This is a genomic window from Mycobacterium sp. ITM-2016-00317 (assembly GCF_002968295.1).
In the GTDB taxonomy this organism is placed as follows: Bacteria; Actinomycetota; Actinomycetes; order Mycobacteriales; family Mycobacteriaceae; genus Mycobacterium.
In genome coordinates, this window is the sequence record NZ_CP134399.1 from 259567 (window position 1) to 274565 (window position 14999).

A 14999-nucleotide genomic window follows, 5' to 3' on the forward strand; every position below is an offset into this window, starting at 1 on the left:
CAGCGCAGGCCATCGCGAGATGCAGGGAGACGACACAGCATGACCTCAGCGACCATTCCCGGGCTCGACACCGCACCGACCAAGCACCAGGGTCTGCTCGAATGGGTTCGCGAGGTCGCCGAGCTGACCCAGCCCGACCGGGTGGCGTGGGCCGACGGCTCCCAGGAGGAGTACGACCGCCTCTGCGCACACCTCGTCGAGGCGGGCACCTTCCAGAAGCTGAACCCCGACAAGCAGCCGAACTCGTACCTGGCGCTGTCGGATCCGTCCGACGTCGCTCGCGTCGAGTCCCGCACGTTCATCTGCTCCGAGCGCGAGATCAACGCCGGCCCCACCAACAACTGGATGGACCCGGCCGAGATGCGCGGCATCATGACCGGCCTGTACCGCGGCTGCATGCGCGGGCGCACGCTGTGGGTGGTGCCGTTCTGCATGGGCCCGCTCGACGCCGAGGACCCCAAGCTGGGTGTGGAGATCACCGACTCGGAGTACGTCGTGGTGTCGATGCGCACGATGACCCGGATGGGGTCGGCGGCGCTGGACAAGATCGGCGACGACGGCTTCTTCGTCAAGGCGCTGCACTCGATCGGCGCGCCGCTGGAGGAGGGCCAAGCCGACGTGCCGTGGCCCTGCAACGACACCAAGTACATCACCCACTTCCCGGAGACCCGCGAGATCTGGAGCTTCGGTTCGGGCTACGGCGGCAACGCGTTGCTGGGCAAGAAGTGCTACTCGCTGCGCATCGCGTCGGCGATGGCCCACGACGAGGGCTGGCTCGCCGAGCACATGCTGATCCTGAAGCTGATCAGCCCGGAGAACAAGGCGTACTACATCGCCGCGGCGTTCCCGTCGGCGTGCGGCAAGACCAACCTCGCGATGCTGCAGCCCACCATCCCGGGCTGGCGCGCCGAGACCGTCGGCGACGACATCGCGTGGATGCGCTTCGGCAAGGACGGCCGTCTCTACGCCACCAACCCCGAGTTCGGTTTCTTCGGCGTGGCGCCCGGCACCAACTGGGACTCCAACCCGAACGCGATGAAGACCATCGCCGCAGGCAACACCGTCTTCACCAACGTCGCCAAGACCGACGACGGCGACGTGTGGTGGGAGGGCCTGGAAGGCGACCCCGACCACCTCATCGACTGGAAGGGCCACGACTGGACCCCCGAGTCGGAGAACAAGGCCGCCCACCCGAACTCGCGTTACTGCACCCCGATCTCGCAGTGCCCGACGCTGGCCCCGGAGTGGGACGACCCGCAGGGCGTGCCGATCTCGGCGATCCTGTTCGGCGGCCGCCGCAAGACGACCGTCCCCCTGATCACCGAGGCCCGCGACTGGCAGCACGGCGTGTTCATCGGCGCCACGCTCGGCTCCGAGCAGACCGCCGCCGCCGAGGGCAAGGTCGGCACCGTGCGCCGCGACCCGATGGCGATGCTGCCGTTCCTCGGCTACAACGTCGGCGACTACTTCGCGCACTGGATCAACATCGGCAAGAACGCCGATGAGTCCAAGCTGCCGAAGGTGTTCTTCGTCAACTGGTTCCGCCGCGGCGACGACGGCCGCTTCCTGTGGCCCGGCTTCGGCGAGAACAGCCGCGTCCTCAAGTGGGCCGTCGAGCGCATCGAGCACAAGGCCGACGGCAAGAGCACCCCGATCGGCATCGTGCCGACCGCTCAGGACCTCGACCTGGAGGGGCTGGACGTGGATGCGGCCGACGTCGACGAGGCGCTGGCCGTGAAGGTCGACGAGTGGCGCGACGAGGTGCCGCTGATCGAGGAGTGGTTCGAGTTCGTCGGCGAGAAGCTGCCCACCGGCATCAAGGACGAGTTCGACGCGCTGAAGACCCGCCTGGCGGAGGAAAGCTAGTCACAAGCGGCGTTCCAACAGCGGGGTGACCCGGAACTCCACCAGTTGACGCATGGTCAGCGCGGTGGTGGTCTGCTCCACCCCGTCGATGTCGAGGATCTGGCCGGCGATCCGGTAGAGGTCGTCGGCATCCCGTGCGACGACGTGGATCTGCAGGTCGATCGAACCGCTGAGCCCGAGCACCTCCAGCACCTCCGGGATGGCGGCGAGTTCGCCCGCCACGTACTCGAGCTTGCGCTGCACGACGGTGGTCAGGATGAACGCCGTGAGCGGATAGCCAAGGGCCGCAGGTGAAATGCGTCTCTCGAAAGGGCGCAGGCAGCCACTGGACTCCAGCTTGGCCAGTCGCGCCTGCACGGTGTTGCGGGACAGGCCCGTGCGGTCTGCGATCGCCATGGCCGCCGCGCGGGGGTCCTCGTTGAGCGCGGTCAGGATGCGGGCGTCGATCGCGTCGACGGGCTTGCCGCCGGCCGGGCTGGTCAAAGTGCCCGCCGTCGGAGTCGGAAGAGATAGTGCATCTGCGCATTATGCCCACGCGCTGCGCTGAAGGTTGCGCAGATCGCCGACAAGGCGTGGGATCGGTGGTCGATCTGCACTCGGCGAGAGGTGTCCGTGATGACCGTCAGTATCCCGCAGTCCGGGGCCGCCCGCGGTGAGGTGCTGGCGGTGATCGAGCGCCACGTGCTGTGGTTGGCCACGGCGATGGTCCATCACGCCAACCGCGTCCGCCCCAACCCGTCCGGGCTCAAAGTCGGCGGGCACCAGGCGTCGTCGGCATCGATGATCTCGATCATGACCGCACTGTGGTTCGCGCACCTTCGGTCGGGGGACCGGGTGGCGGTCAAGCCGCACGCGTCACCGGTACTGCACGCGATCAACTATCTGATCGGCGAACTCGACGCCACCTACCTGACCACCCTGCGCGAGTTCGGCGGACTGCAGAGCTATCCCAGCCGGAGCAAGGACCCCGATCCCGTCGACTATTCGACCGGTTCGGTGGGGATCGGGGCCACCGCACCGATCTGGGCCGCGCTGGCCCGCCGGTATGTGCACGCCCACTTCGGTCCCGACAGCGGTCTGGTCGATGCCGACCGGTCCGCCGGCGCCGCGCTGGGACGGCAGTACTCGCTGGTCGGCGACGCCGAGTTGGACGAGGGCGCGGTGTGGGAGGCGATCCTGGACCCGGCGGTCGCTGAATTCGGCGAGATCGTGTGGATCGTCGACATGAATCGTCAGTCGCTGGACCGGGTGGTGCCGCACATCGCGGCCGAGCGGCTCGAGCGGATGTTCGGCGCCGCCGGCTGGCAGGTGATCACGCTGAAGTTCGGGCGGCTGCTGGAATCGTTGTTCGCCCGTCCCGGCGGGCCGGCGCTGCGCGAGCGCATCGTGGCCATGCCGAACCCGGAGTACCAGCGGTTGCTGCGGTGCGACGCCGCCGAACTGCGCACCCGGTTGCCGGGGGACGGGCCGGGCCGCGCACAGGTCGCCGACCTCATCGCCGATCTCGACGACGAGACCTTGCTGGCGGCCGTCCGTAATCTGGGTGGTCACGATCTGGACCTGCTGTGCAACGCGCTCGGGCAGATCGACGACACCAGGCCCACGGTGTTGATCGCCTACACCGTCAAGGGTTACGGCCTTCCGACACAAGGGCATCCGCAGAACCACTCGTCCCTGCTGACCGTGGCCCAGTACGAGGAGCTGGCCGCCGGACTCGGCATGGACCCCGACGATCCCTGGCGCGGTGTCGCGCCCGACAGCGACGCCGGTGCGCTGTGCGCGGCGACGCGGGAACGGCTGCGTCGGCCGGCCGTGCCGACGGCGGCGCCCGCGGCGATTCCCACCGACATCGGGCGCACCCCGGGCGGGACGTCCACCACCCAGGCCGCGCTGGGCCGCACCCTGCTGGACCTGAGCCGCGAGGCTCCCGACGCCGCCCGCCGGGTGGTGACGGTCAGCCCGGATGTCAGCTCGACGACCAATCTGGCCGGCTGGCTGAACAAGGTGGGGGTGTGGTCGCCGACCGAGCGCCGGGACTGGTTCGACGACGACGCCGAGACGATCATGCACTGGCGCGAGCGGCCCACCGGACAGCACATCGAGCTCGGCATCGCCGAGACCAACCTGGTGGGCCTGATCGGCGAGCTGGGCGCCACCTGGAGCCGGTGGGGCAGCCCGCTCCTGCCGATCGGGGTGCTCTACGACCCGTTCGTCGAACGCGCGCTGGAACCCTGGTCCTACGGCATCTACGCCGGAGGTCAGTCGATCCTGGTGGGCACCCCGTCCGGGGTGACGCTGGCGGCCGAAGGCGGTGCGCACCAGTCGATCAAGACCCCATCGATCGGTCTCGAGCAGCCCGGCTGTGTCAGCTACGAGCCGGCGTTCGCGATCGACGTGGAATGGACACTGCTGGCCTGCATGGCCCGGCTGGGGCGTCCCGACGGCGGTTCGTCGTACCTGAGGTTGTCCACCCGGCCGGTCGACCAGCGGCTGGCGGCCGTGCCCGCCGATCCGGCGGCGCGGGAACGTCGCCGCCGCCAGGCCGTCGCCGGCGGCTACCTGCTGCGCCGCGGCGGGGATCCGGCGGTGACGTTGGTCGGGATGGGCGCGATGATGACCGAGACCCTCGCCGCCGCAGACCGCCTCGCCGACCAGGGCATCGCCGCGGACGTGGTGTGCGTGACCAGCCCCGGTCGGCTCTTCGAGGCGCTCCAGGCCCGTCGCGGGCTCGGCGAAGGCCCCAGCTGGATCCTGGACCAGGTGTTCCCCGCCGGTCGGGCCGCCCCGATGGTGACGGTGCTCGACGGTCATCCGCACACCCTGGCGTTCCTGACCTCGATCCACCAGGTCCGGGGCGCGGCCCTGGGGGTGAGCCGGTTCGGCCAGGCGGGGTCGCTGCAGGACGTGTACCGCTACCACGGCATCGACGCCGACAGCATCGTCGCCGCCGCGCTCGACCTGACCTACTGACCTCGCCACCGCGACATGGCCGGCCCGGCCGGTACGGGCACGCCTTGCGCACGCCCATGTTCTCTCCATAGAATATTTTCTATTGAGCTAGGAGGTGGCGGCATGGTGCTGTCGGAGGAAGAGAAGGCCCTCGTCGAGACGGTGCGCGACTTCGTCGAGAAACAGGTCAAGCCGGTGGTACGCGACATCGAGCACGCCAACACCTATCCCGAAGAACTGATCGAGACGATGAAGGAGATCGGGATCTTCGGTCTCGCGATCCCCGAGCCGTACGGCTTCGGAGCGGTCTCGATGCCCTGCTACGTGGCCGTCACCGAGGAACTGGCCCGGGGCTGGATGAGCCTGGCCGGCGCGATGGGCGGGCACACCGTGGTCTCCAAGCTGATCGGGATGTTCGGCACCGAGGAGCAGAAGCAGCGGTACCTGCCGCGGATGGCCACCGGTGAACTGCGCACCACCATGGCGCTGACCGAACCCAGCGGCGGATCCGACCTGCAGGCCATGCGCACCGTCGCCCGCCGCGACGGCGACGGGTACGTCATCAACGGCAGCAAGACCTGGATCACCAACGCCCGCCGGGCCGGTCTGATCGCGTTGATGTGCAAGACCGATCCCGACGCCCAGCCCGCCCACAGCGGCGTCTCGATCCTGCTCGTCGAGAAGGTGCCCGGTTTCACCGTCTCCAAGGACCTGCCCAAGCTGGGCTACAAGGGTGTGGAGAGCTGTGAACTGAACTTCACCGACTGCCGGGTGCCCGCCGACGCGCTGCTCGGCACCGTGGAGGGCAAGGGTTTCGCCCAGATGATGAAGGGGCTGGAGGTCGGCCGGCTGCAGGTGGCCGCGCGCGCCACGGGGGTGGCCCGGGCCGCCTTCGAGGACGCCCTGCGCTACGCCCAGGACCGGGAGAGCTTCGGCAAACCGATCTGGCAGCACCAGTCGGTGGGCAACATGCTGGCCGACATGGGCACCAAGCTGGCTGCCGCACGCGCGTTGTTGCTCAGTGCCGCAGAGAAATTCGACTCCGGCGCCCGCTGCGACATGGAGGCGGGGATGGCCAAGCTGTTCGCGTCCGAAGTCGGGATGGAGATCGCGCTGGATGCGGTCCGGGTCCACGGCGGCTACGGATACTCCACCGAGTACGACGTCGAACGGTACTTCCGCGACGCGCCGCTGATGATCGTCGGGGAGGGCACCAACGAGATCCAGCGCGGCGTCATCGCCAAGCAGCTGGTCAAGCGCGGCGGCCTCGACCGGTGATCCCGGCTTCCCCCGCCGCGGCGGGACCGCTTCCACTGCAAGGCATCACGGTACTGTCGCTCGAGCATGCCGTCGCGGCGCCGTTCGCCACCCGCCAGCTCGCCGATCTCGGCGCCAGGGTCATCAAGGTCGAGCGGCCGGGAACCGGGGACTTCGCCCGCTCCTACGACGACTCGGTCAACGGCTCGTCGAGCTACTTCGTGTGGCTCAACCGGTCCAAGGAGTCGATTGCGCTCGACGTCAAATCGCCGCACGGACACCAGGTTCTGCATGACCTGGCCGAGCGTGCCGACGTCATCGTGCAGAACCTGGGGCCGGGCGCCGCGGCGCGGCTGGGACTGTCCGCGGAGGACATCCGCGCGCGCGACCCCGGCAAGATCGTGGTGTCGGTGACCGGCTGGGGCAGCACCGGGCCGTGGGCCGACCGCAAGGCCTACGACCTGCTGGTCCAGTGCGAGACCGGTCTGGTGTCGCTGACCGGGACTCCCGACGAGGTGGCCAAGGTCGGGGTGTCGATCGCCGACGTCGCCGCCGGAATGTACGCCTTCAGCGGCATCCTGGCGGCGCTGTACCGGCGCGCGGTCACCGGTGAGGGCGCCACCATCGAGGTGTCCCTGTTCGAGGCGCTGGCCGAATGGGTCGGCCAGCCCATGCATTTCACCGCGGGAGCCGGTCGCCAGCCCGGCCGGTTCGGGGCGCAGCACGCAACGATCGCGCCGTACGGACCCTTCGAGGCCGGCGACGGGCACACGGTGCTGATCTCCATCCAGAACGAACCGGAGTGGGCACGCCTGTGCACCGAGGTTCTCGAATGTCCCGAGGCTGCCGCCGATCCGCGGTTCGCCTCGAGCACGTTGCGGGTGGCCCACCGCGACGAGGTCAACGACCTGGTCGCCAAGGCCTTTGCCGCACTGAGCACCGCAGAACTCGAAGCCCGCCTGAGCGCGGCGCGTATCGCGTTCGCCGGGGTGAACACCGTCAGCGAGTTCCTGGCGCATCCCGTGCTGGCCGAACGCGACCGCTGGCGCACGGTGGAGACCGAGAACGGCCCAGTGCAGGCGCTGCTTCCGCCCATCGACCTGGGTGTCGAACCCCGGATGGACGCGGTCCCCGCACTGGGGCAGAACACCGACGCTATCCTGACCGAGCTCGGCTACAGCCCGTCAGAAGTCACGGGATCGACGCCGTCGCAACACCGATCGGAGGCCTGACAATGACCGAAGGGACCACAGCGGAGTCTGTCACGGGCCTGGAACGGTTCGTCGCCGACTGGCATCCGCAGCCGGTCAGCACCACCGACGCGATGGATGCGCGGCGCGCCACCGAGCTGGCGGCGACCCTGGATCTCGACGTCGTGCCGCAGCCGGGCGACGAGCTGCCCACCATGTGGCAGTGGGTCTACTTCACCGAGTTCCCGCCGACCGCGGAGCTCGGCGTCGACGGCCACCCACGCGACGGCCACTTCCTGCCGCCGATCCCGCACCGGCGCCGGATGTTCGCCGGCGCGAGGTTGACCGTGCACAGCCCGCTCGTCCTGGGCCGTCCCGCGACCCGGCACGCAGAGGTGTTGTCCACCAAGGTCAAACACGGCAAGACCGGTGAGCTGCTGTTCGTGACCGTGGGCTACCGCTACGAGCAGGACGGCGAGCACCGCCTGACCGAGGAACACGACCTGGTGTACCGCAGCGAGGCCGAATCGAGCACCTCCTTCACGCGGGTCACCGAACCCCTTGCACCCCAGGATGCTCCGTGGTCAGCGTGCCCCACCACGGGGCCGGTGCTGCTGTTCCGCTTCAGCGCGCTGACCGCCAATGCCCACCGCATCCACTACGACGAGGCCTACACCACCGGAGTCGAGGGCTTCCCGGCGCTGGTGGTGCACGGTCCGCTGTTGGCCCTGTACATGTCCGAGCTGGCCCGGGCCCGCAGTGAGCGCCCGCTGACCGGGTTCCAGTTCAGGCTGATGCGGCCGGTTTTCGTCGGCGACGTGTTCCGCGCCCAGGGCACCCCCGACGCCGACGGCTCGGCGGCCGAGCTGTCACTGGTGTCGGGCGCAGGCAATCTGCACGCCACCGCGCGGGCGACCTTCGGATGACGGTGCTGCCGGCCGAGACGGTGCGGGCCGCGCGCTCGTTGTTGTTCGTCCCGGGTAGCCGCCCCGAGCGCTTCGCCAAGGCCGCGGCCGCACAACCCGATGTGGTGATCCTCGACCTCGAGGACGCGGTGGCCCCGTCCGACAAGGACGCCGCCCGCAGGCATGTCGAGTCGTGGCTGGCCGACGGCAACGCCGCACTGGTACGTATCAATGCCGCCGACACCCGTTGGTATGAGCAGGATCTGGCGATGGTCGGCCGACTCGGCGCCGCGACGATGCCGGCCAAGGCCGAGCGGCCCGAGCACCTCGCGCGGCTGGCCGAGGTGACGTCGGGCGCGCCCGTGGTGCCGCTGGTCGAGACCGCTGCAGCCCTGGCCGCCCTCGGCCCGCTCTGTGCGGTCGGTGCCGTGGTGCGGCTGGCGTTCGGGAGCATCGATCTGGCCAACCAGCTCGGGGTGGATCCCGACGACCGGGAGGCTCTGCTGACGTTCCGCTCGATGCTGGTGGCGGCCTCGGCCGCGGCGGGGCTGGCGGCACCGATCGACGGTGTCACCCGGTCCTTCACCGAACCAGATTCGGTGACAGACGATTTCGGCTATGCCCGCCGCCTCGGTATGGGCGCGAAGCTGTGCATCCATCCGGCCCAGGTCGCCGCGGTGCACGCGGCGGCGGCGCCGTCGGCCGCCGAGGTGGAATGGGCGCAGAAGGTGGTCTCGGCAGCCGGGGACGGTTCGGCGGTGGCCCTGGACGGTCAGATGATCGACGTGCCGGTGGTCGAACGCGCCCGGCGGATCCTGCGGATCGCCGGCGCGGCCTGACCGCAGCGGTCAGCCCAGCGTGCCGCGCGCGGCCAGGTGGTCGGCCAGCAGCGCGCCTGCATTCCGGATGTGTTGTGCCATGGCGGTTCTGGCCGCCTCTTCGTCACCGGCGCGCAGGTGCTCGATGATGGCCCGGTGGTCGTGGGCGGAGGCCTCGGGCCAGCCCTCCACCGCGGCGAAGAACTTGCGGGGGGAGTAAGGCAGGGTGGCCTTGACCAGCCAGCGGATCTTGCGTGAGCCCGCCAGCCGGTAGATGGTCTCGTGGAACCGGTGGTTGAGTCGTTCGACGGCGTCGTAATCCTTGTCGGCGGCCGCCTGTTCGAGTTCCGCCTGGATCTGCTCGAGTTCGCTGAGCCGGTCGGCGTCGATGACCCGCGCCGCGCGTGCGGTCAGCTCGCCGCCCAGCAGCGCCTGTGCGGCGTAGACGTCGCGGATGTCCTCGCTGGACAGCGCGGTCACCGAGAACCCGCGCCTGGGCTCGACGGTCAGGAAGCCCTCGTTCTGCAGCAGCAGCAGGCCCTCCCGGGCCGGCGTCGCGCTGATACCGAGGTCGTCGGCCACGGTCTCGGGCCGGATGAACTCCCCGGCGCGCAGCTGTCCGGACACGATCAGCTCCCGGACATGTGCGGCGGCGAGATCGCTCAGCCGCAGGATCGGCTGCCGTTTGCGCCCGCTGCCGCCTGCCGTCGTCACTGATCGAATATAGACAATTTTCTTCGCTGGAGGCTCAAGTCAGGCGCGGGACACCATCGGGCACCGGCCGTCGTGACCCGGCTAAATGTAGGTACAAAGTGGTGCCGACCGGTCCGCGCCGCCGCGCTGGCCGCATCCCCGGTGCTGGCTGCCGAACGTCGATCATGGCCCTCACCTGGCTCGGGAGCGGCAGGGTGCGGCGCGCGCGGCGGGACGGGCGGCCATTGACATTCGTGGCCCGGGATGCGTACATATCGCGGGAGAAGTTAGCGGTGTCGCTCTTCTGTGGCGCCCGGGCGGCGCCCGGGCAACGGCCGTCGGACCGGGGGAGGACGTGAGGTCGGATGACCCTGGAATCGAATGCCGGACCGGCATACCAGCGCATCGCCGAGGAGCTCAGGCAGGCGGTGCTGCGTGCCGCGGACAGCGAGGTGCGGCTGCCGACCGAGGCGGAGCTGGCCAGGCGGTACGGCGTGAGCCGGCAGACGGTGCGCCGGGCCTACCAGGAACTGGTGTCCGACGGATTGGTGACCAGGACTCCCGGCCGCGGCACCTTCGCCGCCGGTGGGGGTTCGCAGTATCTGCGCCGCTTCGGCACCGTCGAGGACCTGATGAGCCTGTCGGTCGACACCGACATGGAGGTGCTCACCCCGTTGGCGCGGCGGGTGGAGATCGAGGCCGCAGGCCGGCTGGGGCTGTCCAGCGACGTCACGTGGACGGTGTCGTTCCGGCGGCTGCACCAGGGGGTTCCGTTCTGCGTCACCGACGTGTACCTGCCACCGGCAATCGGCGCGCTGATCGCCGCCGCTCCCGAGGTGCAGCGCGGTGCGCGCAGTTCCCGAACGATCATCGGCCTGCTGGACCCGTTGCTGGCCGAGCCGATCGGCGGCGCGGACCAGACCATCTCGGTGGCGCTGGCCGACGCCCGGGTGGCAGCCGCGGCCGAGTGCGAACCCGAGGAGCCCATGCTGCGCATCGACCGGATGTACCGCACGATCACCGGTGAAGCCGTGGAACTGGCCGTGAGCCGGTTCGTCACCTCTCTCTACAGCTACCGGTCCAGCCTGCGGCGCACCCGCGCCTAGCAGCCACCGGGCAGGCACCGAACATGCACGAAATCGAACAGGGGACAACCGATGCCACCCACCGATGACAGCGGCGACCCGACGTTCTCGCCGCGCAGCGGCATCGCCGCCGTGGACCGGGCGGTGGCCGTGCTCGACGTGTTCACCCAGGGCCGGCTGAGCCTGGGCGTCAGCGACATCGCCCGCGCCACCGGGCTGAGCACCAGCACCGCGCACCGCGTGCTGGCCTCGCTGTGTGCCCACGGCCTGGTGTCCAAGGTCGGGCCGAACTACGCACTCGGTCCCCGGATCCTGCAGCTCGCCGCCGCCGCCCGGGACACCGGCGACGTGGCCGCGGTGGCCCGTCCGGTGATGACCCGGCTGCGGGACGTCACCGGCGAGACCGTCGGGCTGCACGTGGTCAAGGGCGGCGGGCGCTACGTCATCGACCAGGTGGAGAGCACCCAGCCGCTGCGCCGGACCTACACCGAGTGGGGCCGGTTCATCCCGCTGCACCAGGGCGCGCCCAGCCGGCTGCTGCTGGCCTACTGCGACGAGAAGACGATCGCGTCGGTGCTGGCCGGCCCGTTCGAGAGCATCACCCCGAGCACCGTCGTCGATCGCGACACGCTGGTGCGCGAGATCGAGGCGATCCGGCGCGACGGCTACACGTTCTCGTTCGAGGAGCGGGTGGCCGGTATCCGTTCGATAGCGGTACCGTTGCGCGATTTCACCGGCGCGGTGGTGGCCGCGATGAGCGTGACGGGGCCGGCGATCAGGGTGACCGAGGACTGGATGCACCGGACCCTGCCGACGATCCTCGCGGCAGCCGCCGACATCTCCGCGAACCTGGGATATGCCGGTCCGGACGTGGCAGGGCCCGCATAACCCGCGCTATGTGACGCTTGACACTGGAGTTAGCCCAGCCGTAAGGTTTCCCGCTGTACGGATTGTCTTCCCGCTAGACGGGAAAGTGGTACTCGCCTGAGCGTGATGGTGAGGACCCAGCGCGGCGGCGCGCACAAAGTGCAGTACCAATTCCGCATTGCTGCAGCGGCCGGAAACACGGCATATGTGTGCGCTGAACAGCCAGTATCCACAAAATAAAAAGTAGCCCGGCCCCCTTGCTATCGCAAATGTACGGCCATTAAGCTCCTTGTTGACCCAGATCACAGTCGATCGGAAATCACATGACACGTCACATGACCCGCACGATGCTCGCCGGGGCCGCCGTCGCGGCGTTGGCGCTCTCCGGATGCGCCTCGGAGTCCGAGCAGTCCGACTTCTCGGGCAGCAAGATCCGCTGGATCGTCTCCAGCGCCCCCGGCGGCGGATTCGACACCACCACCCGCCAGCTCGAGCCGTTCCTCAGCAAGGCGCTCGGCGCCACGGCCACCGTGGAGAACATGGAGGGCGGCGGCTACGCGATCGGCGCCCAGACCATGCTGACGAACGGCGCGGACTGCTCGGCCATCGTCACCCACGGTGTGCCGCACCTGATGTTCTCGTACATGACCCAGGCCGTCGACTACGACCTGTCGAGCTTCGCCCCCGTCGGCGGGATCAGCATCGAACCCGGCGTCATCCGCGTGCGCAACGACGCCCCGTGGCAGAACATCGGCGAGTTCGTCGACGACGCGAAGGCGCGCCCGGGCCAGATCAAGATCAGTGTGTCGGACCTGCAGAGCAACAACTACATCGCGCTGCTGCAGATGGAGCGCGATCTCGGCATCGACCTGAACATCATCGGCTACGACGGTGGTGGGCCGTCGCGTACCGCGCTGGTCAGCGGCGAGGTCGATGCCACCCACGCCGGTGTGTTCAACAGCCTTGCCATCGCCGATGATTCGCGTGCGCTGGCCGTCAGCCAGCCGGAGAACAAATGGCCCGAGGTCACCAACGACGCCCCGCCGATCAACGAGGCCCTCGATGTCGAGCTGCCGGCCAACGCGTCGAACTACGCGCTCTTCGCGTCTGCCGAATGCCGTGACAAGAATCCCGAGCGGTATCAGGCGCTGGTGGACGGCCTGAAGGCGTCGCTGGAGAACGAGGAATACCTCGCCACCCTGAGCGAGCTCGGCGAGGAGACCAAGGTCGCCTACCTGAGCCCCGACGAACTGCAGGACCTCGCCGAGCAGTCCCAGACCGAGATCGAAGAGCTCCTCAGTGGCAATCCGAATGCCTTCTCCGGCTGACGATCTCGCGATGACGGAGCAGCACGCCGGTAGTGCGGCGGCGAGGAGCATCCTCGCCGCCGCGCCCGGCGGCATCGCCGTCATCACCGGCGCGCTGGCCTGGATGATGTCGGGTGGTCTGAATCCGGCCGACAAGGGATACCCGCGTGCGCTGGCCGCGCTGCTGCTGATCGTCGGGCTCTGGAGCATGATCGCCGACATCCGGGAGCGCGCCGCCCACGACGAGCCGGACCCCGAGTACGGCCGCCTGGTGGCGTGGCGCGTCGTCGGCTTCACCGCACTGGTCGCCCTGGTCGTCTGGCTGGTGGAACCGATCGGCTTCTATCCGGCCGCGGGTCTGCTGATCCTCGGCGGTCTGTGGATCATGGGCGTGCGAAAACCCCTGGTGCTCATTCTCTTTCCGTTGACCCTGCTCGCGCTCGGTTACGTGCTGTTCTCGATCGTGATCGGGGTCCCGCTACCACTGGCCCGAGGATTCTGATGCTGGACAACATCACCGCAGGACTGGGGCTGCTGATGCAGCCGGCCCCGCTGATGTGGCTCGTGGTGGGCGTGTCCGTCGGCTTCATCGTCGGCGTGCTGCCCGGGCTGAGCACCTCGAACACCGCGGCGCTGCTGCTTCCGTTCGCGATCACGCTGCCGCTGGAGAACTCGCTGGTGCTCATCGTCAGCATCTACGCGGGCGCGCAGTTCGGCGGTGCGGTACCGGCGATCCTGTTCAATGTGCCCGGCGAGGCCGGCTCCGCGGTGACCGCCCTGGACGGCTATCCATTGGCCAAGAAGGGACAGGCCGGGCTGGCCATCGGCATCGCCCGGATGGCATCGGTCCTCGGCGGCGTCATCAGCGGCTTCTTCGTCCTGTTCCTGTTGCAGCCACTGGGCGCGCTGTCACTGAAGTTCGGTGCCAGGGAGATGCTCGCCATCATCGTGCTCGGCCTGGTCGTCGCGTCCTCGCTGATGGGTGGCTCGGCGCGCAAGGGGCTGATGGTCGGCCTGCTGGGCCTGATGTTCGCAGTGGTCGGTGTCAGCCCCGCCACCGCCGAGACCCGGTACACGTTCGGCGAGCTGCAGCTCTATGACGGAATCCCGTTCCTGGCGGCCCTGATCGGCGTCTTCGCGATCAGCGAGATGCTGATGCTGGTGGGCTCGACCCTGATGCAGAAGCGCCAGAAGGAGCAGGCCATGACGCCCGGCGGTCTGCGCAAGGAGACCCGCGACGCGATCGACGGGGTCAAGGCGACGCTGCGCCAGCCCGGTGCGGTCGGGCGGGCGAGCTCCGTCGGTGTCGTGCTCGGCATCATCCCGGGCCTGGGCGCCGCCGTCGCCAACTTCATCAGCTACTCGTTCGAGAAGCGGCGCTCCAAGACCCCGGAGGAGTTCGGCAAGGGCAGCCACAAGGGCATCATCGCGTCCGAGGCCTGTGACAACGCGGTCGCCAGCTCCAGCCTGATCCCCACCTTCACGCTCGGCATCCCGGGCAGCGCCACCATGGCAGTGGTGCTGGCGGCGTTCTACCTGCAGGGCATCCAGCCCGGGCCGCGGGTGCTGCAGACCAACAGCGCCGAGGTGTACGCGGTCGCGCTGGCGCTGATCGCGGCCAGCATCCTGATCCTGCCGCTGGGCGTCCTGCTGGCCGGGCCGCTGGCCTCGGTCACCAAGGTGCCGCTGTCCTTCCTGGTGCCGACGGTGCTGTTCATGTCGATGGTCGGCGTGTACGCGATCCGCAACTCCATCTTCGACGTCGGGCTGGCGCTGTTCTTCGGCGTCATCGGTCTTCTGTTGCGGCTCAACGGTTATCCGGTGATCCCGCTGATCCTCGGCATCATCCTCGGGCCGCTGGCCGAGGAGTACCTGCTGCGCAGCCTGCAGCTCGCCGACGGCCCCGGCTACTTCTTCGGTTCGATCGTGGTGAACATCCTGTGGGCACTACTGGTGGCCGCACTGGCGGCGATGGCCTTCTCCGGCCTGCGCAAGGGCCGGGCCGAGAAGAAGCCCGCCGCGCGCGAAACCGCCCAGCAGAACAGCTGAGCGACACAACCAG

The 14999-nt window shown here is 69.1% G+C and carries 13 protein-coding genes; 11 read left to right on the forward strand and 2 right to left on the reverse strand.

Annotated elements, in window-relative coordinates:
• The first annotated feature begins 39 nt into the window (after positions 1–39).
• Entirely contained in the window at positions 40–1866 is a 1827-nt protein-coding gene (locus tag C6A87_RS01270) for a phosphoenolpyruvate carboxykinase (GTP) (protein WP_311115617.1), read from the forward strand.
• Here the strand turns inward: C6A87_RS01270 and C6A87_RS01275 are convergent, their stop codons facing one another.
• On the reverse strand, positions 1867–2349 hold the full coding sequence (locus C6A87_RS01275; protein WP_311115618.1) for an Lrp/AsnC family transcriptional regulator: 483 nt from the start codon (positions 2347–2349) through the stop codon (positions 1867–1869).
• A 132-nt stretch (positions 2350–2481) separates the two neighbouring features.
• Between C6A87_RS01275 and C6A87_RS01280 the strand changes: the two genes are divergently transcribed.
• The 5 genes from C6A87_RS01280 to C6A87_RS01300 all read left to right on the forward strand — a co-directional run bounded on the left by C6A87_RS01280 (position 2482) and on the right by C6A87_RS01300 (position 9006).
• Positions 2482–4836 carry a transketolase-like TK C-terminal-containing protein gene (locus C6A87_RS01280; protein ID WP_311115619.1) on the forward strand — a complete coding sequence of 785 codons (2355 nt, stop codon included), beginning with the start codon at positions 2482–2484 and terminating at the stop codon, positions 4834–4836.
• Between the two features lie 102 nt (positions 4837–4938).
• A complete protein-coding gene (locus C6A87_RS01285; protein WP_311115620.1) occupies positions 4939–6093 on the forward strand; it encodes an acyl-CoA dehydrogenase family protein in 1155 nt (384 codons plus the stop codon).
• Entirely contained in the window at positions 6090–7304 is a 1215-nt protein-coding gene (locus C6A87_RS01290; RefSeq protein WP_311115621.1) for a CaiB/BaiF CoA-transferase family protein, read from the forward strand. The genes C6A87_RS01285 and C6A87_RS01290 overlap by 4 nt, the downstream gene beginning before the upstream one ends.
• A gap of 2 nt (positions 7305–7306) precedes the next feature.
• A complete protein-coding gene (locus C6A87_RS01295; RefSeq protein ID WP_311115622.1) occupies positions 7307–8188 on the forward strand; it encodes a hypothetical protein in 882 nt (293 codons plus the stop codon).
• Complete coding sequence (locus C6A87_RS01300; protein ID WP_311115623.1) at positions 8185–9006, forward strand: aldolase/citrate lyase family protein; 822 nt, start codon at positions 8185–8187, stop codon at positions 9004–9006. The genes C6A87_RS01295 and C6A87_RS01300 overlap by 4 nt, the downstream gene beginning before the upstream one ends.
• A 9-nt stretch (positions 9007–9015) precedes the next feature.
• Here C6A87_RS01300 and C6A87_RS01305 read toward each other — a convergent pair whose 3' ends face one another.
• Positions 9016–9699 carry a GntR family transcriptional regulator gene (locus C6A87_RS01305; protein ID WP_311115624.1) on the reverse strand — a complete coding sequence of 228 codons (684 nt, stop codon included), beginning with the start codon at positions 9697–9699 and terminating at the stop codon, positions 9016–9018.
• A gap of 344 nt (positions 9700–10043) precedes the next feature.
• Between C6A87_RS01305 and C6A87_RS01310 the strand changes: the two genes are divergently transcribed.
• The 5 genes from C6A87_RS01310 to C6A87_RS01330 all read left to right on the forward strand — a co-directional run bounded on the left by C6A87_RS01310 (position 10044) and on the right by C6A87_RS01330 (position 14986).
• Positions 10044–10784, forward strand: coding sequence for a GntR family transcriptional regulator (locus tag C6A87_RS01310; RefSeq protein WP_311115625.1), 741 nt, complete (start codon positions 10044–10046; stop codon positions 10782–10784).
• A 51-nt stretch (positions 10785–10835) separates the two neighbouring features.
• Positions 10836–11651, forward strand: a complete 816-nt coding sequence (locus C6A87_RS01315; protein ID WP_311115626.1) for an IclR family transcriptional regulator — start codon at positions 10836–10838, stop codon at positions 11649–11651.
• Between the two features lie 302 nt (positions 11652–11953).
• The gene (locus C6A87_RS01320; protein WP_311115627.1) at positions 11954–12958 is read left to right on the forward strand and encodes a tripartite tricarboxylate transporter substrate binding protein; all 1005 of its coding nucleotides are present in this window, start codon (positions 11954–11956) and stop codon (positions 12956–12958) included.
• Positions 12959–12968: 10 nt separating this feature from the next.
• Complete coding sequence (locus C6A87_RS01325; protein ID WP_311115628.1) at positions 12969–13439, forward strand: tripartite tricarboxylate transporter TctB family protein; 471 nt, start codon at positions 12969–12971, stop codon at positions 13437–13439.
• Positions 13439–14986 carry a tripartite tricarboxylate transporter permease gene (locus C6A87_RS01330; RefSeq protein WP_311115629.1) on the forward strand — a complete coding sequence of 516 codons (1548 nt, stop codon included), beginning with the start codon at positions 13439–13441 and terminating at the stop codon, positions 14984–14986. Before C6A87_RS01325 ends, C6A87_RS01330 begins: the two co-directional genes overlap by 1 nt.
• Positions 14987–14999 lie beyond the last annotated feature (13 nt).